We start from the raw sequence: 22,549 nt of genomic DNA, 5'->3' as shown, positions 1-22,549 counted from the left end.
GGGCGGGCGTACCGCCCCGGACCGTTCTCGAGACCCTGATGGTCGACTCCCTACCGCAATGGCTGCTCGACGTCCTCGGCCAGGACGTCCAGTTCTGGCTGGGCTACCTCACCAACGGCAAGCACCTGAACTGGTATGCGAGCGTGCAGTACACGCTGGCGGCCGGTGTTCTGGGTGCACTTGTCGCGCTGGTGCTCGGCACCCTCGCCGCCACGGCGCGCAATTCCCGCTCGGCGCCGGTCCGCGTGCTCGGCAACATCTACACCTCGGTGCTGCCGGGCGTTCCCGACGTGCTGTTCTTCCTGTTCTTCCCGCTCGCCTTCGAGCAGGCCGTCGAATGGGTTCGGGCCCAGGCCATCTGCAGCCCGTCCGACCTCGGCTCGGGCCACTGGCCGCCCTGCCCGGACGCCAACCTCATCCTGGGAACGCCCGAGTACCTGATCCTTGCCGCCGTCTCGCTCGGCATCGTCTACGGCGCCTTTGCGGGCAACGTCATCGCGGGCGCCATGAACGCCGTGCCCAAGGGGCAACTCGAGGCCGCGCGGGCCTTCGGCATGAGCCCCCTGCAGGTGATGACGCGCATCCACATCCGCCAGATGTGGGTCTACGCCCTGCCCGGGCTCTCGAACGTCTGGATGCTGCTGTTCAAGTCGACGTCGCTGCTCTCGCTGCTGCAGATTTCCGACATCGTGCTGTGGGCCGACCGGCTCGGCGCGCCGAACTTCTCGCGCTCGGCGGGCTTCGTCCACCCGGACTGGCGCTGGGCCTACTACCTGATCCTGCTGATCTTCTACATCATCATCACCTTCATTTCCGAGAAGGTGTTCGCGGCCCTCACGCGCTGGGCCGGCCGCGGCATGGCGACGGCGGGAGCAGTCTGATGGGTGCCCTCGCCGCCATTGCCAACGATATCGTGCTGCTGGCCAAGCCGGCGCTGTTCAACATCTATTTCGCGCTGGTCTCGATCCCGACAGGGTTCGTGCTCGCGGTGTTCATGGCGCTGGGCAAGGCCTCGTCCAACCCGATCATTTCGCGCCTCTGCCGCGGCTATATCTATGCCTTCCGCGGCTCGCCCTTCTTCATCCAGCTCTTCATGTTCTATTCGCTGCTGCTGTCGTTGAACCTCAGCGTCTGGAAGCCGCTCGGCCTCGATACGATCGTGCTCAATCCGCTGATCCTGGGTCCGGCGGTGCTGGCGCTGAACACCACGGCCTACACCGCGAACATCCTCCACGGCGCCCTGATGACCGTGCCCAGGGGCGAAGTGGAGGCGGCCCGTGCGTTCGGCATGTCGCGGTTCCAGCAGTTCCGCACCGTGATCTGGCCGAACGTGATCCGCCTCGCCTGGCCCGCCTATACCAACGAGGTGGTGTTCATGTTCCACGCCACGGCGCTGGTCTACCTCACGCTGCCGGTGATCGACGACCAGCTGGACCTGATGAACAAGGCCGGCACCCTGTTCGAGAAGGACTACAACGCCTTCCTCCACTACCCTGTGGCGGCGATGTATTTCCTTGTCATCTCGGCGGCCATCTTCTTCGGTTTCGGGCGCGTCTATCGCCATCTCATGCGACACCTGCCCAGGCCGCCGGCGATGCGATTTGCACCGCGCTGGATGCGCTAGGAGGCGACATGGCGTTCGAACGAAAGGTCGTGCCGCTGCGCGGCGATACACCGGGCTCGCTGACCGAGTTCACCTACTACGTCATCGGACCCAGGGATGCGCCCGAGAAGGTGCACCTGCAAGCGGCGCTCCACGCCGACGAGCATCCCGGCACCATGCTGCTGCACCACCTGCTGCCCATGCTTCGGCAGGCGGACGACCAGGGCCTGCTCAGGGCGCGCTTCACCGTCATGCCGCTGGTCAACCCGCTCGGCATGGCGAGCTTTTCGCTGCGCCGCCATATCGGCCGCTACGACGCAAGTTCGGGCATCAACTTCAACCGCCGCTGGCCCGACCTGTTCCAGGCCGTGCGCACCCAGATCAACGGCCGGCTCGGCGACGACGAGCGCTTCAACGTCAACCTGATCCGCAAGGCCGTGGCCAACTGGATCGACGCGCAACAGCCGCGCAACGCCAACGAGCAGTTGCGCCTGCTCGTGCTCAGGGAAGCGCATGACGCCGAGTTCGTCTTCGACCTGCACTGCGACGACGACTCGCTCATCCACATCTTCACCTCGCCCGAGCTGATGCCGGAACTGCAGGACCTCGCCGACTGGATGGGCGCGGCGGCGACGCTGACGGCCGCCGATTCCGGCGGCGGCTCGTTCGACGAGGTGCTGCCGCAGCTCTATCGCAAGGTGGCGCAGGCCAATCCCGGCAAGCCCGTGCCCATGGCCAGCGCCACGGCAACGCTCGAGTATCGCGGGCAGGCCGACGTGTTCGACGAACTCGGCGCCGATGACGCGCGCCGGCTGTGGGGGTTCCTGTGCGGGCGCAACCTGATCGACGCCGACCCGGGTGAGCGCCCTGCCCCGGTTTCCGAGGCAACCCCGTTCGAGGCCACCGAGATCGTTCGTGCCGACCGGCCGGGGCTGGTCGCCTATCGCGTCGGACTGGGCGCAAGGGTGCGCAAGGGCCAGCCGATCGCCGACCTTATCGCGCTCGACGGACCGGAAGCCTTCATGGCGCGTACGCCGGTCTTCGCCGGGACAGACGGGCTGGTGCTGTCGCGCGCCATGGCCAAGTACGCCCCGCGCGGCGCCGGCATCATGAAGATCGTCGGGACGACACCGCTGGCCGGGCGCAAGGGCGCGTATTTGCTGGAGGATTGAGGGCTTCGCCTCCCTCCCCCTTGAGGGGAGGGATCGAGGGAGGGGGTGGTCCTGTGGTCACCGATGGACCCCCACCCCCAGCCCCTCCCCTCAAGGGGGAGGGGAGCTATCAGTGCAGCCCGAACTCCCGGTGCGACAGCGCGGTCATCACGCCACGCAGTTCCGCGAGGCCCTTGAGGCGGCCGATGGTGGGGTAACCCGGCTGGGCGCGGCGGGCGAGGTCGTCGAGGATGTCCTGGCCGTGGTCGGGACGCATCGGAATCTGCGCGTCCTCGCGGCCGGTCCTCTTGCGGCGGGCCTCTTCGCGCAGGATCGCCGCGATCAGCGCCACCATGTCGGTGTCCCCGCCGAGGTGCTCGGCCTCGTAGAACGAGCCCGAGATCGCGTTCGTGTCGCGCTTCACGTTCCTCAGGTGCAGGAAGTGCACCTTCGGTCCGAACTCGTCCATGATCGCCGGCAGGTCGTTGTCCGGCCGCGCCCCGAACGAGCCCGAGCACAGCGTCATGCCGTTGGCCGGGCTGTCCACCGCATCGAGGATGTGGCGATAGTCTGCCGCCGTGGACATAATGCGCGGCAGGCCGAGCAGCGGGAACGGCGGATCGTCGGGATGGCAGCAGAGGCGCACACCGACTTCCTCGGCCACCGGCACGACCTCGGACAGAAAATCGACGAAGTGGCCGCGCAACTGGTCGGGGGAGATGCCCTCGTACTCGGCCAGGTGCGCCCTGACGTCGTCGAGCGTCATGCTCTCGGTCGAGCCCGGCAGGCCCATGGTCACGTTGCGCGCCAGTTGCTGCTGGGCCGCCTCGCTCATCGTCGTGAAGCGGCGTGCCGCTTCCTCGACCACTTCGGGAGCGAAATCCTCGCTGGCGCCGACGCGCTTCAGGATATGGATTTCGAACACGGCGAAATCGTTGATGTCGAAGCGCATGCAGGTGCCGCCATGCGCCACGGTGTAGCGCAGGTCGGTCCGCGTCCAGTCGAGCACCGGCATGAAGTTGTAGCAGACGACGCGCAGGCCGGCGGCGGCGACGTGCCTCAGGCTCTGCTTGTAGTTTTCGACATGCTGGCGCCAGTCGCCCTTCTGCTTCTTGATGCTTTCCGAGACGGGCAGGCTCTCGATGACCTCCCAGGCGATGCCGGAGGGCGAACCGTCCTTGCGGGTGCGAACCTGCTGCTGGCGCTTGCCGATCTCCTCGGCGGTCCATACAACGCCATTGGGCACATGATGCAGCGCACTCACAACGCCTTCGGCGCCTGCCTGGACGATGTCGTCGATGCTCGCAAGATCAGCTGGGCCGAACCAGCGCCAAGTCTGCCTCATGTGGCTCCTCCAGAGCTCTTCAAATGGCTCCGCTCGGTGCTAGTATGGTAGCGTTGGGGGAGTCAACAATGACGATTGAACTGGAGCTGGCACACCAGCCCGTCATAGCCGGGACGCGCCAGACCTCGATCAGCCTGCGCGTCTACGACGCCGTGCGCAACGCCATCGTGCAGTTGCAGCTGCTGCCGGGGCACCTGCTGTCGGAAGCGGAACTGGCGCGCCAGATGGGGGTGTCGCGCCAGCCGGTACGCGAGGCGTTCATCAAGCTGGCCGAGAACGGGCTGGTGGAGGTGCGGCCGCAGCGCGGCACCTTCGTCAAGCTGATCTCGATCCGCGAGGTGCAGAACTCCCGCTTCATCCGCGAGTCGATCGAGCTCGCCGTGGTGCGCAAGGCGGCGGGCCAGATCGGTGCCTCCGGCGTTGCGGAGCTGCGCCAGCTGCTTGCCGCCCAGCAGGTCGGGCTGTCGGGACGGCTGGGCGACTTCATGCGGCTCGACGACGACTTTCACTGCGCCATCGCCGCGCATGCCGGTGTGGAGCACGCCTGGCGCCATATCGTCAGCCTCAAGGCGCAGCTCGACCGGGTGCGCTATCTCGGCTTCCCGGCGGCCACGCCGCGGCCGCAGGTGGTGGCCCAGCACACCCTCATCGTCGACGCGCTGGAACGCAACGACGCCGAGGGCGCCGTCGCCATGATGCACCGGCATCTCAACGAACTCGCCCCCTCGCTGCCCAAGCTCGCCGAGGAGCATGCGGAGTTGTTTGCCGAGGAGTAGCCCCCCTCCACCTCCAGGGGAGGGCTGGGGGTGGGGTCTATCGGCGATCGCCGGACCACCCCCTCCCTCGATCCCTCCCCTCAGGGGGAGGGAGGCGCGCACTCGGTGTCATTCCCGCGAAAGCGGGAACCTCCGTTTGCGGATGGTGCGCAGCTCCCCTCCCCCTTGAGGGGAGGGGCTGGGGGGTGGGGGTCCATCGGCGATCGCCGGACCACCCCCTCCCTCGATCCCTCCCCTCAGGGGGGAGGGAGGCGCGCCCCACACTCATTCCCGCGAAAGCGGGTGCGGCAAACAGAGATCCCCGCTTTCGGCGGGGATGACCCCGTGATCCTGGCCAGCAAAGGCCCCCGAGCGCTAGTCCATCGCCGCTTCGAGCAGCGCGCGATAGTCGGCGGCGCTGGCGGGGCGGGGGTTGGTGGCGTGGCTGTGGTCGGCGAGCGCCCGTTGGATCACCCAGTCGAAGTGAGCCTCACGCACGCCGAGGACGCGCAACCCCTGCGGGAGGCCGAGGCGGCGGTTGAGCGCGTCGAGCTCGAGCGCTAGGTCGGCGGCCGGCGGAAAGCCCATCGCCGCCTTGAGCCGCCCGAGCTTCTCGCCGATCTCGGGCGCGTTGAAGCGCAGCACCGGCGGCATGAGGATGGCGTTGAGCGTGCCATGGTGCAGCGACACGTCCTTGAGCCCGCCGAGCGCATGGCTGAGCGCGTGCACGGCGCCGAGGCCCTTCTGGAAGGCGAGCCCGCCCATCAGTGCCCCCATCATCATCTCGGAGCGCGCGCTGCGGTCGCTGCCCTGGCGAAACGCGGTTTCGAGGTTGCGGAAGATCCGCCCGGCCCCGTCGAGCGCGATGGCCTCGGCTGGCGGATTGATGCGCGGCGAGCACAGCGTCTCGATGCAATGGCTGAGCGCATCGAGCCCGGTGGCGGCGGTGAGGCCGGGCGGCAGGCCGTGGGTCAGCTCGGGATCGCAGATGGCGCGCTTCGGGATGAGGTGGGGCGAGATGAAGCCGAGCTTGCGCCCGTCCGCCAGGGTGAGCAGTGCGGCCCGGCCAACCTCGGCGCCGGTGCCCGCCGTGGTCGGCACCGCGATGACCGGCGCGACGCCGCTGCCGATGCGCTCGAGCCCGCCATAGATCATCGCGTATTGCTCGAGCGGCCCCGGGTGCGTGGCGAGCAGGGCGACGCCCTTGGCGAGGTCGATGGGCGAGCCGCCGCCGAGCGCGATGATGCCGTCGCAGCGCTGCGCCCGGTAGAGCTCGAGCGCGGCCGCGACCGCCTCCTCGGTCGGGTTGGGTGGCGTGTCGAGGAAGGTGGGCACGTCGGGCGGCAGATGCGCGAGCGCGGAGGCCAGCAGCCCGGCCGCCTGCACGCCGCGATCGGCGACCAGCAGCGGCCCGCCGATGCCCAGTTCCCTGAGGGCATCCGGCAGGGTGGCGATTGCCCCCGCGCCGAATTCGATGCCGGTGAGATAGGTGATGCGCGCCATGGCTCTATCCGTTCGCCAGTTCGATGAGGACGTCGGCGTGGCAGGGCGTGCCCGCCTTGCACCAGCAGGCGAGATTGTGCCCGGCCAGTTCGGCGCGGATCGCCTCCCGCGACGGCGCCGGCCCCGGCGACAGGGCCGGATCGATGCTGCCCCGCAGCCACTGTCCGCACAGCTCCACGGCCTTGCCCTGCGCCGCGTCGTGGTCGAGGCCGTAATGCTTCGCGGTCTCGTCGATGGTGAAGGGATTGCCCCACCTGCCAGGCCGCGTGATCAGCTTCGCCGGCAGCCCGTTGAGGGCCAGCGAGGCCTCCTGCAGGTTGAACCCGGCGCGACGGGAGAGCTGCATGCGTTGCGGGCTGGGCATCAGCGGAGCTCCTTGTCGTAGACGAACTTGGGCATCTGCAGCTTGAACACGATGGCGAGCACGCGCAGCGTGACGCCGACAACGATCACCCCGATGATCACGATGTCGAGGGGAAGGTCGGAGATGTGCCCGAAATAATAGAGCACGCCCGAGACGATCGCCACGGTGGCATAGAGCTCGGACGAGAAGACCAGCGGCACGTCGTTGCACAGCACATCGCGCAGGATGCCGCCGACGATGCCGGTGATGAGCCCGGCGACGACCACGATGATCGGCTGCTGGCCCATGTCGAGCGCCACATTGCAGCCGATGATGGTGAAGGCGACGAGGCCGATGGCGTCGAGCAGCAGGAACGGCCAGCGCAGCGCCGCCATGTAGCGGGCGAGCGCGATCGGCACGAACGCCGCGGCGCAACACAGCACCAGCAGGTACGGGTTCTGGACCCAGGACAGCGGATAGTGCCCGAGGAGCACGTCGCGTGCCGTGCCGCCGCCCAGTGCAGTGACGCAGGCGAGGACGCACACGCCGAACCAGTCCATGCTGCGCCGACCTGCCGCCAGCGCCGCCGTCATCGCCTCCGCCGCGATCGCGACATAGAAGATCACCTGAATCAGCATGAAGGTCCCCCGGAGAACTCGGCAGGCAGATTAGAACAGCGAGCGCCCGCCCTCCACTGGGTCGCCGCCAGATCGCTGTCGGAAGCGGGTGGCGGAGCCGGCACGGCATGGGGCAGACTGGCAAGTCCGCGAACCTGGGCCGGATAGGATCGAATGCGCAAGCCGCAGAGCGTGAAGGCGCTGGAAGAACTGGGCCGGGTGCGGCTCAGCGCCAATTTCTTCATGCGCGACTTCCTCCATTCCGAGATCGCCAGCTTCCATGGCATCCCCAACATCCCGGATGATCCGGACCTCGCCATCGCCGCGGGGCGGCGGCTGTGCGAGGAGTGCCTCGAGCCGTTGCGCGACCGTTTTGGCCGCATCTCGATCCGCTCGGCCTTCCGCTCGGTCGAGGTCAATCGCTTCGGCAACGAGCATGGCCTCAATTGCGGGCGCAACGAGGCCAATTTCGCCGGCCACATCTGGGATCGGCGCGATGCCGGCGGCGGCATGGGCGCCACTGCCTGCATCATCGTCCATGCCCTGATCCCCTACTACGAGGCGACCGGCCGCTGGGAGGCGCTGGCCTGGTGGATTCACGACCACCTGCCCTATGACGACCTCGAGTTCTTCCCGAAATACGCGGCCGTGAACATCAACTGGCGCGAGCATCGGCGCGGCCGCATCTATTCCTTCATCCCGCCCCGCCGCGGCGTGCTGACCAAGCGCGGCATGGCGAACTTCGAGGGCTCGCACGAAGCCGAGTACGCCGAATGGCTGGCGGGGCTGGACGCCCCGAAGGGCTGACGTGACAAGCCGACCGCCTCCCGTTACCCCTTGTGGCAACAGGAGGAACCCGCATGACCACGCATCGCTTCGTCGCCACCGAATGGCACAATGTCCTGGGCACCTTGCCGCCGGCGCTGACCATCGCCTCGGGCGACACGGTGATCACCGAGACGCTCGACGCCTGGGGCATCGACAAGGATGGCACCAAGCGCCGGGACGGCCCCAATCCGATGAACGGGCCGATCTTCATCGAGGGGGCGGCGCCGGGTGATGCGCTGAAGGTCGAGATCGTGCGCATGACGCCGAACCGCGCCACCGGCTGGACCCGCTCCTCGCTCGCCGGCAATGTCGTCGATCCGGAATCGGTGCGCACGCTGCCGTCGCGCGATCCCGTCACCTGGAGCATCGACCGCCAGGCCGGCACGGCGCAGTTGCAGGAGCCGGTGCCAGGCCTCGAGCACTTCGTGCTGCCGCTCGAGCCGATGATCGGCTGCTTCGGGGTGGCGCCGGCCATGGGACAGGCCTTTTCCACCGCCACCAGCGCCGAGAATGGCGGCAACATGGACTATCGCGGCTTCCGGCCGGGCGCGACGGTGTGGTTTCCGGTGGCAGTCGAGGGGGCGCTGTTCTTCCTCGGCGACTGCCACGCCATCCAGGGTGACGGCGAGATCGTCGGCACCGGCATCGAGACGAGCTACGAGGTCGAGGTGCGGCTGACGGTGGAGAAGGGACGCAAGCTGGTGTGGCCGCGCGGCGAGAGCGCCGACGAGATCTTCTCGGTCGGCAATGCCCGCCCGCTCGACCAGGCGCTGCAGCACGCCACCAACGACATGTTCAACTGGCTGTGCAGCGACTACGGGCTGAGCAAGACTGCCGCGAGCCACCTGATGGGCCAGGTGGTGCGCTACGAAGTCGGCAATGTGTATGACCCGGCCTATACGATGGTGTGCAAGATCGGGAAGAAGTGGCTGCCGAAGACGTAGTGCCGGGTGGCCGCCCCCTCCACCGGCTTCGCTGGTCCCACCTCGTGAACGACGGTCTTCATGGACTGCCTTGTTCCGGGTCATCCCCGCGAAAGCGGGGATCACCGTTTTGCCGCACGCCCTGAAAACAGCGGTTCCCGCGTTCGCGGCAATGACTCCGTGTGTCAAGGTAGGGGGGCAAGCCGGACCATATTGAGCCCTTGGCAAGCCAGCCCTAATATCTTGACGGGGCTTGAGGATCGGTCTTTGCTTGCCCGGTTCGGGCAGGAGCCGCCCGCGCGGAGTGCAAGATGACCCCGCATCACGATGACGACGCCGGCGCCGGGGTGCAGACCTTCAGCTTCGAGCTCGACGACGACCTGGTCAAGGTCATCACGGTCCGACAGGGCGACCACACCTGCAGCATCAATGTCCGCTATGGCGGCGACCACCTGCTGCACGAGGAAGACCACGTGCTCGCGGTGGATTCACCGGTCGAAATCCGCCGGCACGACATGGGGATCACCGTCCACGCTCGGCGGCGGCTGCTGCCGTTCCTGACGCATCGGGTGGTCCGGCAGTTCTGAGGCGAACCGCCGGACGAGGCGGCCTCAGCCGCCGATCTTGCCGCCCAGTTCGTCCTCGACGTGGATGCGGATGATCTCGTCGAAATTCTTCTCTGCCTTGAACCCCAGCGACTCGGCGCGCCGGGCGGCGAAGTTCTTCGGCCAGCCATCGACCATGCCGATGATGCGCTGGTCCGGGACTTCGCGGATCAGTCGCACCGCCTTCTCGCCGGCAACGCGGCGCAGGGCCTCGATCTCCTCGCCGACCGTCGCCGAGAGCCCCGGCGCCGACAGGTTGCGGCGCCAGCCGAGCCTCGTGGTGTCCAGTTCCGCGGCGTGGATAAGGAACCCGATGGCAGCACGCGGGCTGGCGAACCAGTGCCGCACGTCCCTGGAAACAGGCAGAATCGCCTCCTGCCCCACCAGCGGCTCGCGCAGGATGTTGGAAAAGAAGCCCGACGCCGCGGCGTTCGGCTTGCCCGGCCGGATGGCGATGGTCGGCAGTCGGATGCCGATGCCGTCGACGAAGCCCTTGCGCGAGTAGTCGCTGAGCAGCAGCTCGCAGATGGCTTTCTGCGTACCGTAGCTGGTGAGTGGTGTGTTGAAGAACTCGTCGCCGATGGCATCGGGGAACGGCGCGCCGAACACGGCGATGGACGAGGTGAAGACGAGGCGCGGCACATAGGGCTGCTTCAGGCCCTCCTGCCGGATCGCCTCCAGCAGGTAGCGCGTGCCGTCCAGATTGATGCGATAACCCTTGTCGAAATCGGCCTCCGCCTCGCCCGACACGATGGCCGCGAGATGAAAGACCAGGTCCGGCCGACCCGACACGAGCCTGGTCGCGGCACCGGGCGCCGACAGGTCGGAAGCCAGCGTCTCGACCGCGCCGCCGAAGGCGACACTGGCGGGCTCGATGACGTCGGCAAGGGTCAGTTTCTCGATCGGCTTGCCGCCCACCTGCCCCGCCGCGACGAGGGCGGAAGTGAGCTTGCGGCCAATCATTCCGGCCGCACCGATGATCAGGATATGCATGGAGTCTCCTCGCGTTTTGGCGGGGAGATTAGCGGCCCGCGCGCGAGGCGCAAGCCGCAGTTCACCGAAATGCGGTCGCCCTACTGTGCCGTGTAGCCGCCATCGACGAGGTGGTAGCTGCCGGTGATGAAGCTGGCGGCATCCGAGAGCAGGAAGGTGGTGAGCGCCGCGACTTCCTCGGACTTGCCGAGCCGGCCGATCGGATGCAGTCCGGCGATGAACTTCAGCGCGTCGGGCGTCAGGTTCTTGCTCAGCAGCGGCGTGTCGATGAAGCCGGGGCCGATGGCATTCACCCGGACGCCCTGCTTGGCATATTCGATACCGGCATTCTTGGTGAGGCCGACGACGCCGTGCTTGGCCGCGACATAGGCGGACGAATTGGCGAAGCCGACGCTGCCCAGGATCGAAGCGATGTTGACGATCGAGCCGCCGCCGGAGGCAATCATGGCCGGAATCTCGTAGCGCATGCCGTAGAACACGCCGTTGAGGTTGATGCCGATCACCTTGTCCCAGCCGTCGATCGGATACTCCCCGGCGGGGGCGGGGGGGCCGCCGATGCCGGCATTGTTCACGGCCAGATGCAGGCCGCCGTAGGTCTTCTGCGCGAAGGCAACCATGGCCTCGTTCTGCTTGGGATCGGCGACGTCGACGGCAAAGCCCGCGGCGGTGCCCCCGGCCTTGGTCAGCGCGTCGGCCGTCGCCTTGGCGGCATCAGCATTGAGATCCGCTACCACGACCTTTGCCCCGCCCGCCGCCAAGGCCTTGGCCACGGCCTCGCCGATGCCCGAGGCGCCGCCAGTGACGATCGCGACCTTGCCCTTGAAACCTGTCATCTTCAGTCTCCATCATTGTGGTCTTGCTTATGTAAGAACATGACGGACGAAGTTCAGCGGGGGATTGACCTCGATCAAGCGAACATGAAGGCCTCGAATAGCGAACGCTAGCACACACTTTTGAAGCGCTCGATGCAGGTACGGACGACCTCGTCACCCGGGCGCTTCCACCAGTTGTCGCGCGAGAAGATCTCGACCTCCTGCGGGCCGTGATAGCCGGCTGCTTCGACCATGGCGCGGATGGCTTTGAGGTCGATGACGCCGTCGCCCATCATGCCGCGATCGAGCAGCATGTCGGTGGTAGGGACCAGCCAGTCGCAGACGTGGTGGGCGTAGATGCGCCTGTCGCGGCCGGCCCGGGCAATGGCGGCGGCAAGGTTCGGGTCCCACCACACGTGGTAGACGTCGATGGCGACGCCGACGCCGTCGCCCAGCTGGCCGGCCATGTCGAGGGCCTGGTCGATGGTGTTCACGCAGGCCCGGTCGGCCGCGTACATCGGATGCAGGGGCTCGATGGCGAGCGGCACACGGGCGGCGCGGGCGTGGGGCAGCACGGCGGCGATGCCATCGGCGACCATTGCCCGCGCGCCGGCGATATCCTTGGACGAGCCCGGCAATCCGCCGACCACGAGGACGAGGCAATCGGCCCCGAGCGCCGCGGCCTCGTCGATGGCACGCAGGTTGTCGTCGATGCTGGCCTGCCGGCCGGCGGCCGTATCGGCCGGGAACATGCCGCCCCGGCACAGGCCAGTGACGCGCAGGCCGTTGGCTTTGACGATACGCACAGCCTCGACGAGGCCTACGGCGGCGACCTGGTCGCGCCAGGGCGAGATGGCGGTGACGCCGTGGCGGAGGCAGTCGTCGATCATCTGCGCGAATGACGAGCCGTTGCGCAGGGTGGCGAGGTTCATGGAGAGCTGGGGATCAGGCATCGTGCCCGCCCCCCCTCACCCGTCTCGCGCTACGCGCGATCCACCCTCTCCCCGACGGGGAGAGGAACCCCGACTGCGCCGCCAGCGCCCTGTTCTTCTCCCCGTCGGGGAGAAGGTGGCGCGCAGCGCCGGATGAGGGGTGGGAATGCACCCGGGTGCCCATCAAACCACCCCGTTCACTGCCAGCACCCGCTTCATCCGCTCGACCGCCAGTCCCGGATCGGCCAGGACACGCGCCTTGTCCGCCAGCCGGAACAGCTCCGCCAGGTGTTGCAGCGAGCGGGCCGACTGCTGCCCGCCCACCATGGCGAAGTGGTCCTGCAAGCCGTTGAGATAGGCGAGGAAAACCACGCCGGTCTTGTAGAAGCGGGTGGGCGCCGAAAAGATATGGCGGCTGAGCGGCACGGTGGGCTCGAGCAGCTCGAAGAATTCGTTGTCGCTGCCACGCCCTAGGGCCGCGAGCGCGGCGGAGGCGGCGGGCGCGATGGCGTCGAAGATGCCGAGCAGCGCGTCGGAATGGCCCTCGGCGTCGCCGGCGATCAGCTCGGCATAGTTGAAGTCGTCGCCCGTATACATGCGCACGCTCGCCGGCAGCCGGCGGCGCATGGCGATTTCCTTGTCCTTGCTCAGCAGGGAGATCTTGATGCCGTCGACCTTGTCGGCATGGGCGGCGATGACGTCGAGGCAGACCTCCATCGCCTCGTCATGCGTGGCCCGGCCCCAGTAACCCGCGAGCGCCGGATCGAACATTTCGCCCAGCCAGTGGAGGATCACCGGCTGCTTCACCTGGCCGAGGATGCGGCCGTAGACGCGGGCGTAGTCGTCGGGCGACCCGGCGGCGAGGACGAGGGCGCGCGAGGCCATCAGGATGACGCGGCCGCCCTGCCCCTCGACGAAGCCGACCTGCTCCTCGTAGGCGCGGATGACGTCGTCGATGCCGACATCGGGACCGGCCGCGAGGTGATCCGTGCCGGCGCCATAGGCAATGAGGGCGTCCGTCCGCGTCCGCGCCTCGGCCTGTGCGCGGCGGATCAGTTCCTGCGCCTCGGTCCAGGCGAGGCCCATGCCCCGCTGCGCGGTGTCCATGGCTTCGGCGACGCCGAGGCCTAGGTCCCAGAGGCGATGGCGGAATTTCAGCGTGGTGTCCCAGTCGATGGCCGGGGTGAGCCAGGGATCGTGCGAGGCCAGCGGGTCGGCGACGACATGCGCGGCGGCATAGGCAATGCGCGGGAAGTCGCTGGCTGCATATTTTTGGAAGGGGATTGGGGTGCCGGTGAGGCGGTAGGCGGTAATGGAGCGATCGGGATTGGGGAGGAGGAGTTCAGGCATGGCCGGCTCCTGCGCATGCGACCACCCCCACCCTAGCTTCGCTAGCGCGCTGGCGCTTGCAAGCTGCGCTACCCTCCCCACAAGGGGGAGGGAAACACGACTGCACGCTTCGGTTCTTGCCTCTCCCTCCCCTTGATGGGGAGGGTAGCGGAGCTTGGCGGCACTGCCGCCTAGCGGAGCTGGGTGGGGTGGAGCAGCGCGCGCCAGCCGGCATGATCAAATCCCCAGCGCCGGGACGTCGAGCCAGCGCCGTTCCTTCCACGATTGCAGACCGAGCATCGCCAGTTGCACGCCTTTGGCGCCGGCCTCGAGGCCGTAGGGCCAGGGTGCGTCCTCGGCGACGTGCCTGAGGAACATCTCCCACTGCGCCTTGAAGCCGTTCTGGGCCGGCCAGTTGTCGGGGACTTCCTCCCACTGATCGAAGAAGTTGAACTTCGATGGCTCGTCCGGATTCCACACCGGCTTGGGCGTGTTGACGCGGTGCTGGGTGAAGCATTTGTGCAGGCCGGCGACGGCCGAGCCATGCGTGCCATCCACTTGAAAAGTCACGAGATCGTCGCGGCGAACGCGCACGTCCCAGCTCGAGTTGATGTGGGCAACGACGCCACCGGCAAGCTGGAACGTGGCATAGGCCGCGTCGTCCGCGTCGGCGGTGTAGGTCACGCCCTTCTCGTCGACGCGGGTCGGAATATGCGTGGCGCCGAGGCAGCTTACGGCCTGGACTTCACCGAACAGGTTGTCGAGCACGTAGCGCCAGTGGCACAGCATGTCGAGGATGATGCCGCCGCCGTCGGCCTTGCGGTAGTTCCAGCTCGGGCGCTGCGCCGGCTGGCCCCAGTCACCCTCGAAGACCCAGTAGCCGAACTCGCCGCGCACCGACAGGATGCGGCCGAAAAAGCCGGAGTCGCGAAGCAGCTTCAGCTTCAACAAGCCGGGCAGGAACAGCTTGTCCTGCACCACGCCCTGCTTGATGCCGGCCGATTTCGCTTTCCTGGCCAATGCGATAGCCGAGTGGAGATCGTCCGAGACGGGCTTCTCGCAATAGACATGCTTGCCCGCATCGATGGCGCGGCCGAGCAGGCTGGCGCGCATCCGGGTGGTGCCGGCGTCGAAGAACACGGTGTCGTCGCGGTTGGCGAGCGCCGCCTCGAGGTCCGTGGACCAGCGCGCGATGTCGTGTTTTGCGGCAAGCCGCTGAAGCTTGTCGCGGTCCCGGCCGACGATGATCGGATCGACGACCAGCCGGTCGCCGTTCGAGAGCGCCACGCCGCCCTGCTCGCGGATGGCGAGGATGGAGCGGACCAGATGCTGGTTGTAGCCCATCCGGCCGGTCACGCCGTGCATGATCAGCCCCAGCCGCCGCTCCGCCATCTGCCCCTCCCTCGCTCCGCCTGTTTGTAACTACTTGGTTACTTGCATACACAAGGCTAGAATGAAGCGTCAAGAGTGACCACCGCGGCATGGACGAAAGTACGATTTTCGAACGCTTTCGCGGCAGTCCACGGGTGTTCGGGCAGCGGCGTCTGGTCGTCCGCAATTGTAACCGCCAGCGGCGGCAGGGGGATTGATGGCGAGCGAGACGGCGGCTGTGAGGGCCAGGCGGGCGGGCGGCAAGGCCGCGGCGGAGACCGCCCCGGTGCGCCCGCGCGACGCCGAAAAGACCAAGGCCGCCATCCTGAGAGCCGCCCGCGACGAGTTCTGCGAGGACGGCTTCAACGGCGCCCGGGTCGATGCCATCGCCGATCGCGCCAAGGCCAACAAGCGCCTGCTGTACCACTATTTCGGCAACAAGGAGGCCCTGTACCAGGCCGTCCTGCTCGATGCGTACCAGGAGATCCGCCGCGGCGAGCGCGAGCTGCACATCAGCCAGTACGATCCGGTCGAGGCCGTGGACCGCATCATCCGGTTCACCTTCCGGCACTTCCTCGCCAACCCCTGGTTTCCGCGCCTTCTGTCTGTGGAGAACCTGCAAAATGCGAGATTTCTCAAGAAGATAAGGAACGTCGAGGAGATCCGCTCGCCGATCGTCGGCGAGTTGCAGGAGATCGTGAAGCGGGGGCATGCGGAAGGCCTGTTCCGCACCGACGTCGATCCGATGCAGCTCTACATCTCGATCATCTCGCTGTGCTACTTCTATGTCTCCAACATGGCGACGCTGAGCGTGGTTTTCGGCAAGGATCTCAGCCAGTTCGCCCTGATCCAGGAGCGCGAGGCACAGGCCGTGCAGATGGTGGTCGACTACCTGCGCACGCGCCGCTGAGTCCGCGCCTGGGTCAGCGCCGCTGACGCTCTTCTATGCCCATTGTGAGCGCTCGATGAGCGTAGGCTGACGCCCTGGACTGCCCTGGAACTCAGCTCGTCCGGCCATCGGAAGTGCAGGACCAGACCACTCGAAGTCCACCGACTTCTGCCGGAATATCGACGCTTGACAGCCCGGACGCCCCGGCTCATGGTTGTAACTAACTAGTTATTTAGCGCCGAAAAGAGCGCGGAGGGTTCGGGCCGGCGACGCCGCCCGAAGGATCAATGGGAGGAAGCTAGATGACGTTTGCACTCGACCGCCGTCGTTTTCTGATGGGTTCGACGGCCCTGCTCGGCGCCACCGCCCTGGCGCCGGCCGCCGCGCTGGCCCAGGAAAACCGCCTGCGCCTGTTCTTCTGGGGCGGCCAGGCCCGCGCCGACCGCACCTATGCGGCGACCGACCTTTATACGAAGGCCAACCCGGGCACCGCCTTCGACGGCGAGTTCATGGCCTTTTCGGACTACTGGACCAAGCTCGGCACGCAGGTCGCCGGCGGCAATGCGCCCGACATCCTGCAGATGGACTACCGCTACATCGTCGAATACGCCAACCGTAACGCCATCGCCCCGCTCGACGATATGGTCGGCAAGGAGCTCGACCTTTCCGATTTCGACCAGGACCAGCTCGACGGCGGCAAGGTCAACGGCAAGCTGTACGGCATCAGCCTGGGCGCCAACTCGGTGGCGACCATCGTCAACACCGCCGCGTTCGAGGAAGCCGGCATCGCCGTGCCCGGCCCCGAGCTGTCCTATGCCGACCTGCCGGCGCTGGCCGAGAAGTTCAACTCGGCCAACAAGCGCCCGGGCATGAAGCTGTGGTCGGACAATTCCGGCGTCGAGCCGGCGCTCGACAACTGGCTGCGCTCCAAGGGCAAGGGCCTGTACGGCGCCGACGGCAAGCCGCTGTTCGACGAGAACGACCTGGTCGAGTGGTTCCAGCTGTGGGCTGACCTGCGCGCGGCCGGCGTGACCGTGTCACCCGACGACCAGGCGCTCGATGCCACCGACGCGATCGAGAACACCATGGTCACGCTGGGCAAGGCAACCACCACGGCCGCCAACTCCAACCAGCTGATCGCCTTCCAGGCGGTCAACAAGGACCCGCTGACCATGATCGCCTACCCGCGCTACAAGCCGGGCGCCGGCGGCGGCCACTATCGCAAGCCTTCGATGTTCTTCTCGCTCGGCGCGACCAGCCAGAAGCTGTCGGACGGCGCCAAGTTCATCAACTTCTTCATCTCCGATCCGGACGCGACCAAGGCGCTCGGCGTCGAGCGCGGCATCCCGTGCAAGAAGTCGACGCGCGACAACATCGCCCCGACCCTCGACGCCCAGAGCCAGATCGCGCTCAACTTCGTGTCGAACCTGGGCGACCTGCTCGGGCCGCTGCCGCCCTCCCCGCCCGCCAATGCCGGCGAGGTGAACAAGGCGCTCAAGACCAAGAGCCAGGAAGTCGCCTTCGGCAGCCAGTCGCCGCAGGACGCCGGCCCGGCCTTCTTCAAGGAAGTGACCGAAATCCTGTCGCGCAAGTAAGGCAGATGACGGAAATGCAGGCGCCGCCAACCGATCGTCGCTCCGCTGCGATCGCGCAGGCTGCGCCTGCGCTACCCCCCGTCCGCCCTTCGGGCACCTTCTCCCGCAAGGGGAGATGGCGCTCGCCACGGGCATCTTGGTCGGGCCTCCCTTCTCCCCTTGCGGGAGAAGGTGGCGCGAAGCGCCGGATGAGGGGTTCGCAATCGAAGAGTGCGCGGCCGGGTCGTGAGCGACGGACGGCAGGAGTCAGACGATGACCGTGCACGCCGCCAACTACCGCGACGCCGGGCGCGCGGTCACGCCGTCGGCCTGGTCCCGCATGTGGAGCCAGAACGCCCCGGGCTACCTGTTCCTGCTGCCCTGGTTCATCGGCTTCTTCGGCCTGACGCTGGGGCCGATGGTGTCCTCGCTCTACCTCAGCTTCACCAATTTCGACCTGCTGACCTCGCCCGAATGGGTGGGCGCGGCGAACTATGTCCGCATCTTCACAGCCGACCCCAAGTTCGCCAAGTCGATGCAGGTGACCTTCTTCTTCGTCATCTTCTCGGTGCCGCTGAAGCTCGCCTTCGCGCTCGGCGTCGCGCTGCTGTTGAACCGCGGCATGCGCGGCCTGCCGCTCTACCGCGCCGTGTTCTACCTGCCCTCGCTGCTCGGCGCCTCGGTGGCGATCGCGGTGCTGTGGCGCACGCTGTTCGCCGGCGACGGGCTGGTGAACGACTTCCTCGCCAATTTCGGCATCCAGGGGCCGAGCTGGATCTCCAACCCGCGCTTCTCGCTGTGGACGCTGATCGTGCTCGCCGTGTGGCAGTTTGGCTCGCCCATGATCATCTTCCTTGCCGGGCTCAGGTCCATTCCGCAGGACATGTACGAGGCGGCGAGCCTCGAGGGCGCCGGCAAGTGGCGGGTGTTCTGGAAGATCACCCTGCCGATGCTGACCCCGGTGCTGTTCTTCAACGCCATCATCCAGACCATCGAGGGCTTCAAGAGCTTCACCCCCGCCTTCATCATCTCGGGCGGCACCGGCAACCCGGTCAACTCGACGCTGTTCTATACGCTCTACCTGTACCAGGAGGCGTTCGAGTTCTTCCGCATGGGCTACGCCTCGGCGCTGGCCTGGATCCTCTTGATCATCGTGGCGCTGTTCACCGGCTTCTCGTTCCTGACGAGCAAGTACTGGGTGCACTATGATGATTGAAGGGCTCGGCGCTGCTCCCCTCCCCCTTGAGGGGAGGGGGTGGGGGTCGGCCGGCCGGCACCGGCCTCACCAACCTGCACGACCTCACCACCCCCTCCCTCAATCCCTCCCCTCAAGGGGGAGGGAGGCAGGCCGGCGCGTGTTGCTGATCATCGTGGCGCTGTTCACGGGGTTCTCGTTCCTGACCAGCAAATACCGGGTGCACTATGATGATTGAAGGGCTCGGTGCTGCTCCCCTCCCCCTTGCGGGGAGGGGCTGGGGGTGGGGGTCGGCCGGCCGGCACTGGCCTCACCAACCTGCACGACCTCACCACCCCCTCCCTCAATCCCTCCCCTCAAGGGGGAGGGAGACCCGACTGCATGCTTCGGCTCCATCGTCTCCCTCCCCCTTGAGGGGAGGGATCAAGGGTGGGGGTGGCCAAGTGCTCCGGGCATTCGGGTCGGCCAGCAGGTACGGAGCCTGCCGATGACCGTCACCACCGCTCCCCGCCTGACCGTCGTTACCGGTGAAAAGACCCCCGCGCAGAAGCTGCTGCGGCGCGTCGGCTCGGTGCTGGCGCATGTGCTGCTGATCAGCGCCTCGATCCTGATGCTCTATCCGCTGCTGTGGATGCTCAGCGCCAGCTTCCGGCCGGAGAACGAGATCTTCACCGCCAACAGCCTGTGGCCCAGCTCATGGAGCCTCGACGCCTATTTCCGCGGCTGGCATGGGCTGCGCATCGGCTTCGACACGTTCTTCCTGAACTCGCTGATCATCTCGAGCCTGTCGATCATCGGCAACCTCCTCACCTGCTCGCTCGCCGCCTTCGCCTTCGCGCGGCTGGAGTTCAAGGGCAGGCGCCTGTGGTTCGCGCTGATGCTCGGCACGCTCATGCTGCCCTACCAGGTGACGCTGATCCCGCAATACGTGCTGTTCCACAACCTGCACTGGATCAACACCTTCCTGCCGCTGGTGGTGCCGAAGTTCCTCGCGGCGGACGCCTTCTTCATCTTCCTGATGGTGCAGTTCTTCCGCGGCATTCCCAGGGAGCTCGACGAGGCGGCGGCGATGGACGGCTGCTCGCCCTGGCGCATCTACTACAAGATCCTGCTGCCGCTCTCCCTGCCCGTGCTGGCGACGGCCGCAATCTTCACCTTCATCTGGACCTGGGACGATTTCTTCGGGCCGCTGATCTACCTCAGCGACATCCGGACCTACACGGTGCAGCTGGGGCTCAGGACGTTCGTGGATTCATCGGCGGAGTCGGACTGGGGCGGGCTGTTCGCGATGTCGATCCTGACGCTGGTGCCGGTGTTTCTGTTCTTCCTGTTCTTCCAGCGGCTGCTGATCGAGGGCATTGCGACGACGGGGATGAAGCGGTGAGGGGCGTTTACGCGCCGGCTTCGCGCGTGGGATCCCACCCCCTCCCGGCCTCCCCCATCAAGGGAGAGGTGCCGGGCCGGCGAATTTGGCTTGCTGGTGCCACAACCACTGAACGGCACCTCCTGCGCGATCGCCCGAAGCGTCGTGCGCGTGGCCTCCCCCCTCCCGGCCTCCCCCACAAGGGGGGAGGTGAAGAGGCGGCTTCGCCGCCGCCCGATCCCACCAATAGAGCCTAGTCCATGCCCATACGTTTCGCGGCCATCGGCCTCAACCATTCCCACATCTACGGCCAGGTGAACCTGCTGCTGCGCGAGGGGGCGGAGCTGGTGGCGTTCCACTCGCCCGAGGATGACCTCGCCCAGGCCTTTGCCGAGAAGTATCCGCAGGCGAAGCGGGTTTCCGATCGGCGGGCCATCCTCGAGGACCCATCCATTGCACTCGTGCTGACGGCCGCGATCCTCAACGAGCGGGCGGCGATTTCCATCGAGGCGATGCGGCACGGCAAGGACGTGATGTCGGACAAGCCGGGGATGACCACGCTGGAACAGCTCGGCGAGGTGAAGCGGGTGCAGGCCGAGACCGGACGGATCTATTCGGTGTGCTATTCGGAGCATTTCGAGACGCGCTCGACCGTGAAGGCCGGCGAGCTGGTCGCGGCCGGGGCCATCGGCAAGGTGGTGCACACGGTCGGGCTCGGGCCGCACGCCATCCGCAACAACCAGCGGCCCGACTGGTTCTTCGACCGGCCACGCTATGGCGGCATCCTCACCGATATCGGCAGCCACCAATGCGAGCAGTTCCTGTTCTTTTCGGGCACCGACACCGATGCCGAGGTCATTTCGGCGACCGTGAACAACCGCGGCAACCCCGACCGGCCCGGACTGCAGGATGTGGGCGACATCCACCTGAGGACGCCGACGACGACCGGCTATGTGCGGGTCGACTGGTTCACGCCGGCGGGGCTGCCGACCTGGGGTGACGGGCGGCTGACCATCCTCGGCACCGAGGGCTATATCGAGTTGCGCAAGTATGTCGACATCGCCGGGCGGCCGGGGACGGACCACCTGTTCCTCGTCGACGGCAAGGGCGTGCAGCATATCGATTGTTCGGCGGTCGAGTTGCCTTACGGCCGGCAGCTGATCGCCGACGTGCTCGACCGCACCGAGACGGCCATGCCGCAGGTGCGCGCCTTCAAGGCGATGGAACTGGCGCTGACGGCGCAGAAGATGGCTGAAATCGGGACGGTCTGGCAGCAATGAGCAAGGTTTACACAGTCGCTGTTGTCGGCGGCGGCATCGGGCGCAGCCATATCGTCGAGGGCTACGAACCCAACAAGGACAGGTTCCGGGTGATCGCCATCTGCGACCTCGACGCGGGGCGGCGCAACGGGCTGGCGGACGAGTTCGGCATCGAGCGGCGGGTCGAGAATTTCGACGAGTTGCTCGGGATGGACGATCTCGACATCATCGACGTGTGCACCCCGCCCATGGTGCACTATCCGATGGTGATGGCGGCGCTGAAGGCCGGCAAGCACGTGATCTGCGAGAAGCCGCTGGTCGGCTCGCTCAGACAGGTGGACGAGGTGATCGCCGCGGAGAAGCGATCCAAGGGCAGGCTGATGCCGGTGTTCCAGTACCGCTTCGGCAACGGCATCCAGCAGGCCAAGGCGACCATCGACGCCGGGCTCGCCGGCAAGCCCTATGTCGGCACGGTCGAGACGCTGTGGCGGCGCGAGGCGGACTACTATGCCGTGCCCTGGCGCGGCAGGTGGAAGACCGAGCTCGGCGGCGTGCTGATGACCCATGCCATCCACCCGCACGACATCTTCACGTACCTGATGGGCGAACCGAAAAGCCTGTTCGGGCGGGTGGCGACGCGGGTCAACCCGATCGAGGTCGAGGACTGCATCTCGGCCTCGGTGGAGATGCAGTCGGGGGCGCTGGCGAGCTTCACCGCGACGTTGGGCTCGGCCGACGAAATTTCCCGCATCCGGCTGGCGTTCGAGAACGTCACCATCGAGAGCGACCACGAGGCCTATAATCCCGGCAAGGCGCTGTGGAAGATCCTGCCGCGCAATGAGGCGACCAAGGCGAAGATCGACGCGCTGCTGGCGAACTGGCAGGACGTGCCGAGCCGGTTCGAGACGCAGATGCGCCTGTTCTGGGATGCGCTCGAGGGCAAGGGGCCGATGCCGGTGACGAGCGCGGACTCGCGCCGGGCGCTGGAGATCGTCACGGCGTTCTACCACTCGAGCGAGACGCATACGGATGTGGCGTTCCCGATCGGGCCGGAGCATCCGAAATACGAAAGCTGGCTGCCGGAGGGGTTCCGGTGAACCCGCGGGCGCGATCTGAACTTCCCCTCACCCTGACCCTCTCCCCAGCGGGGAGAGGGGAC

At 67.0% G+C, this 22,549-nt stretch carries 22 protein-coding genes; 13 read left to right on the top strand and 9 right to left on the bottom strand.

Annotated features, from left to right (window positions below; all coding sequences use genetic code 11):
- Window positions 1-38 precede the first annotated feature (38 nt).
- From J0I99_RS07260 to J0I99_RS07250, 3 genes are read left to right on the top strand one after another with little or no spacing between them, the layout of a single operon-like run.
- The gene (locus J0I99_RS07260; RefSeq protein WP_291396884.1) at window positions 39-881 is read left to right on the top strand and encodes an ABC transporter permease subunit; all 843 of its coding nucleotides are present in this window, start codon (window positions 39-41) and stop codon (window positions 879-881) included.
- Window positions 881-1,624, top strand: a complete 744-nt coding sequence (locus tag J0I99_RS07255) for an ABC transporter permease subunit (protein WP_291396882.1) — start codon at window positions 881-883, stop codon at window positions 1,622-1,624. Before J0I99_RS07260 ends, J0I99_RS07255 begins: the two co-directional genes overlap by 1 nt.
- Window positions 1,625-1,632: 8 nt before the next feature.
- Window positions 1,633-2,775 (top strand): succinylglutamate desuccinylase/aspartoacylase family protein, encoded by a 1,143-nt coding sequence (locus J0I99_RS07250; RefSeq protein WP_291396880.1) that lies wholly within the window; start codon window positions 1,633-1,635, stop codon window positions 2,773-2,775.
- 109 nt (window positions 2,776-2,884) lie between these two features.
- On the opposite strand, the gene uxuA is transcribed toward J0I99_RS07250, so the two are convergent.
- Window positions 2,885-4,099, bottom strand: coding sequence for a mannonate dehydratase (gene uxuA, locus J0I99_RS07245; protein WP_291396878.1), 1,215 nt, complete (start codon window positions 4,097-4,099; stop codon window positions 2,885-2,887).
- Window positions 4,100-4,167: 68 nt separating this feature from the next.
- Between uxuA and J0I99_RS07240 the strand changes: the two genes are divergently transcribed.
- A complete protein-coding gene (locus tag J0I99_RS07240) occupies window positions 4,168-4,875 on the top strand; it encodes a GntR family transcriptional regulator (RefSeq protein WP_291393464.1) in 708 nt (235 codons plus the stop codon).
- A 354-nt stretch (window positions 4,876-5,229) separates the two neighbouring features.
- Here the strand turns inward: J0I99_RS07240 and J0I99_RS07235 are convergent, their stop codons facing one another.
- Genes J0I99_RS07235 through J0I99_RS07225 form a run of 3 tightly spaced genes read right to left on the bottom strand, consistent with a single transcriptional unit; the run spans window position 5,230 to window position 7,338 of the window.
- Window positions 5,230-6,357 (bottom strand): iron-containing alcohol dehydrogenase, encoded by a 1,128-nt coding sequence (locus tag J0I99_RS07235; RefSeq protein WP_291396876.1) that lies wholly within the window; start codon window positions 6,355-6,357, stop codon window positions 5,230-5,232.
- A gap of 4 nt (window positions 6,358-6,361) precedes the next feature.
- Entirely contained in the window at window positions 6,362-6,721 is a 360-nt protein-coding gene (locus J0I99_RS07230; RefSeq protein WP_291396873.1) for a DUF4326 domain-containing protein, read from the bottom strand.
- The gene (locus tag J0I99_RS07225; RefSeq protein WP_291393459.1) at window positions 6,721-7,338 is read right to left on the bottom strand and encodes a trimeric intracellular cation channel family protein; all 618 of its coding nucleotides are present in this window, start codon (window positions 7,336-7,338) and stop codon (window positions 6,721-6,723) included. The genes J0I99_RS07230 and J0I99_RS07225 overlap by 1 nt, the downstream gene beginning before the upstream one ends.
- A gap of 153 nt (window positions 7,339-7,491) precedes the next feature.
- On the opposite strand from J0I99_RS07225, the gene J0I99_RS07220 reads away from it, so the two are divergent.
- The 3 genes from J0I99_RS07220 to J0I99_RS07210 all read left to right on the top strand — a co-directional run bounded on the left by J0I99_RS07220 (window position 7,492) and on the right by J0I99_RS07210 (window position 9,655).
- Complete coding sequence (locus J0I99_RS07220; protein WP_291396871.1) at window positions 7,492-8,124, top strand: hypothetical protein; 633 nt, start codon at window positions 7,492-7,494, stop codon at window positions 8,122-8,124.
- A gap of 53 nt (window positions 8,125-8,177) precedes the next feature.
- The gene (locus J0I99_RS07215; protein ID WP_291390401.1) at window positions 8,178-9,089 is read left to right on the top strand and encodes an acetamidase/formamidase family protein; all 912 of its coding nucleotides are present in this window, start codon (window positions 8,178-8,180) and stop codon (window positions 9,087-9,089) included.
- 290 nt (window positions 9,090-9,379) lie between these two features.
- On the top strand, window positions 9,380-9,655 hold the full coding sequence (locus J0I99_RS07210) for a hypothetical protein (protein ID WP_291396870.1): 276 nt from the start codon (window positions 9,380-9,382) through the stop codon (window positions 9,653-9,655).
- A gap of 24 nt (window positions 9,656-9,679) precedes the next feature.
- Here the strand turns inward: J0I99_RS07210 and denD are convergent, their stop codons facing one another.
- The 5 genes from denD to J0I99_RS07185 form a co-directional block, all read right to left on the bottom strand.
- Window positions 9,680-10,666: a D-erythronate dehydrogenase gene (gene denD, locus J0I99_RS07205; protein ID WP_291390399.1), complete on the bottom strand. Its 987-nt coding sequence runs from the start codon at window positions 10,664-10,666 to the stop codon at window positions 9,680-9,682.
- A gap of 80 nt (window positions 10,667-10,746) precedes the next feature.
- Window positions 10,747-11,505, bottom strand: coding sequence for an SDR family oxidoreductase (locus J0I99_RS07200; protein ID WP_291397000.1), 759 nt, complete (start codon window positions 11,503-11,505; stop codon window positions 10,747-10,749).
- Window positions 11,506-11,606: 101 nt separating this feature from the next.
- Window positions 11,607-12,431, bottom strand: a complete 825-nt coding sequence (locus J0I99_RS07195; protein ID WP_291396869.1) for a sugar phosphate isomerase/epimerase — start codon at window positions 12,429-12,431, stop codon at window positions 11,607-11,609.
- A 162-nt stretch (window positions 12,432-12,593) separates the two neighbouring features.
- Window positions 12,594-13,760 (bottom strand): dihydrodipicolinate synthase family protein, encoded by a 1,167-nt coding sequence (locus J0I99_RS07190; protein WP_291396867.1) that lies wholly within the window; start codon window positions 13,758-13,760, stop codon window positions 12,594-12,596.
- A gap of 216 nt (window positions 13,761-13,976) precedes the next feature.
- Entirely contained in the window at window positions 13,977-15,131 is a 1,155-nt protein-coding gene (locus J0I99_RS07185) for a Gfo/Idh/MocA family oxidoreductase (protein ID WP_291396866.1), read from the bottom strand.
- A gap of 196 nt (window positions 15,132-15,327) precedes the next feature.
- Between J0I99_RS07185 and J0I99_RS07180 the strand changes: the two genes are divergently transcribed.
- The 6 genes from J0I99_RS07180 (at window position 15,328) to J0I99_RS07155 (ending at window position 22,487) form a co-directional block, all read left to right on the top strand.
- The gene (locus J0I99_RS07180) at window positions 15,328-16,020 is read left to right on the top strand and encodes a TetR/AcrR family transcriptional regulator (RefSeq protein WP_291396865.1); all 693 of its coding nucleotides are present in this window, start codon (window positions 15,328-15,330) and stop codon (window positions 16,018-16,020) included.
- A gap of 281 nt (window positions 16,021-16,301) precedes the next feature.
- Complete coding sequence (locus J0I99_RS07175; protein WP_291396863.1) at window positions 16,302-17,594, top strand: ABC transporter substrate-binding protein; 1,293 nt, start codon at window positions 16,302-16,304, stop codon at window positions 17,592-17,594.
- Window positions 17,595-17,913: 319 nt separating this feature from the next.
- Entirely contained in the window at window positions 17,914-18,789 is an 876-nt protein-coding gene (locus J0I99_RS07170; protein ID WP_291396999.1) for a carbohydrate ABC transporter permease, read from the top strand.
- 589 nt (window positions 18,790-19,378) lie between these two features.
- On the top strand, window positions 19,379-20,152 hold the full coding sequence (locus J0I99_RS07165; RefSeq protein ID WP_291396998.1) for a carbohydrate ABC transporter permease: 774 nt from the start codon (window positions 19,379-19,381) through the stop codon (window positions 20,150-20,152).
- A 239-nt stretch (window positions 20,153-20,391) separates the two neighbouring features.
- Window positions 20,392-21,411: a Gfo/Idh/MocA family oxidoreductase gene (locus J0I99_RS07160; protein WP_291396861.1), complete on the top strand. Its 1,020-nt coding sequence runs from the start codon at window positions 20,392-20,394 to the stop codon at window positions 21,409-21,411.
- A complete protein-coding gene (locus J0I99_RS07155) occupies window positions 21,408-22,487 on the top strand; it encodes a Gfo/Idh/MocA family oxidoreductase (RefSeq protein ID WP_291396859.1) in 1,080 nt (359 codons plus the stop codon). Before J0I99_RS07160 ends, J0I99_RS07155 begins: the two co-directional genes overlap by 4 nt.
- Window positions 22,488-22,549: the final 62 nt, after the last annotated feature.

It is taken from the genome of Devosia sp., from assembly GCF_017307495.1.
Taxonomy (GTDB): Bacteria; Pseudomonadota; Alphaproteobacteria; order Rhizobiales; family Devosiaceae; genus Devosia_A.
The sequence above is the reverse complement of the archived record's forward strand: the minus strand, read 5'-3'. Positions and strand labels throughout refer to the sequence as shown.

Bases quoted from the DNA above. Each gene is read 5' to 3' on its own strand.
- J0I99_RS07165 (WP_291396998.1), top strand. From the start codon at position 19,379: ATGCTCTATCCGCTGCTGTGGATGCTCAGCGCCAGCTTCCGGCCGGAG.
- uxuA (WP_291396878.1), bottom strand. From the start codon at position 4,099: ATGAGGCAGACTTGGCGCTGGTTCGGCCCAGCTGATCTTGCGAGCATC.
- J0I99_RS07190 (WP_291396867.1), bottom strand. From the start codon at position 13,760: ATGCCTGAACTCCTCCTCCCCAATCCCGATCGCTCCATTACCGCCTAC.
- J0I99_RS07240 (WP_291393464.1), top strand. From the start codon at position 4,168: ATGACGATTGAACTGGAGCTGGCACACCAGCCCGTCATAGCCGGGACG.
- J0I99_RS07235 (WP_291396876.1), bottom strand. From the start codon at position 6,357: ATGGCGCGCATCACCTATCTCACCGGCATCGAATTCGGCGCGGGGGCA.
- J0I99_RS07255 (WP_291396882.1), top strand. From the start codon at position 881: ATGGGTGCCCTCGCCGCCATTGCCAACGATATCGTGCTGCTGGCCAAG.
- J0I99_RS07170 (WP_291396999.1), top strand. From the start codon at position 17,914: ATGTGGAGCCAGAACGCCCCGGGCTACCTGTTCCTGCTGCCCTGGTTC.
- J0I99_RS07215 (WP_291390401.1), top strand. From the start codon at position 8,178: ATGACCACGCATCGCTTCGTCGCCACCGAATGGCACAATGTCCTGGGC.
- J0I99_RS07185 (WP_291396866.1), bottom strand. From the start codon at position 15,131: ATGGCGGAGCGGCGGCTGGGGCTGATCATGCACGGCGTGACCGGCCGG.
- J0I99_RS07260 (WP_291396884.1), top strand. From the start codon at position 39: ATGGTCGACTCCCTACCGCAATGGCTGCTCGACGTCCTCGGCCAGGAC.
- J0I99_RS07155 (WP_291396859.1), top strand. From the start codon at position 21,408: ATGAGCAAGGTTTACACAGTCGCTGTTGTCGGCGGCGGCATCGGGCGC.
- J0I99_RS07230 (WP_291396873.1), bottom strand. From the start codon at position 6,721: ATGCCCAGCCCGCAACGCATGCAGCTCTCCCGTCGCGCCGGGTTCAAC.
- denD (WP_291390399.1), bottom strand. From the start codon at position 10,666: ATGCATATCCTGATCATCGGTGCGGCCGGAATGATTGGCCGCAAGCTC.
- J0I99_RS07160 (WP_291396861.1), top strand. From the start codon at position 20,392: ATGCCCATACGTTTCGCGGCCATCGGCCTCAACCATTCCCACATCTAC.
- J0I99_RS07250 (WP_291396880.1), top strand. From the start codon at position 1,633: ATGGCGTTCGAACGAAAGGTCGTGCCGCTGCGCGGCGATACACCGGGC.
- J0I99_RS07225 (WP_291393459.1), bottom strand. From the start codon at position 7,338: ATGCTGATTCAGGTGATCTTCTATGTCGCGATCGCGGCGGAGGCGATG.
- J0I99_RS07210 (WP_291396870.1), top strand. From the start codon at position 9,380: ATGACCCCGCATCACGATGACGACGCCGGCGCCGGGGTGCAGACCTTC.
- J0I99_RS07175 (WP_291396863.1), top strand. From the start codon at position 16,302: ATGACGTTTGCACTCGACCGCCGTCGTTTTCTGATGGGTTCGACGGCC.
- J0I99_RS07195 (WP_291396869.1), bottom strand. From the start codon at position 12,431: ATGCCTGATCCCCAGCTCTCCATGAACCTCGCCACCCTGCGCAACGGC.
- J0I99_RS07180 (WP_291396865.1), top strand. From the start codon at position 15,328: ATGGCGAGCGAGACGGCGGCTGTGAGGGCCAGGCGGGCGGGCGGCAAG.
- J0I99_RS07220 (WP_291396871.1), top strand. From the start codon at position 7,492: ATGCGCAAGCCGCAGAGCGTGAAGGCGCTGGAAGAACTGGGCCGGGTG.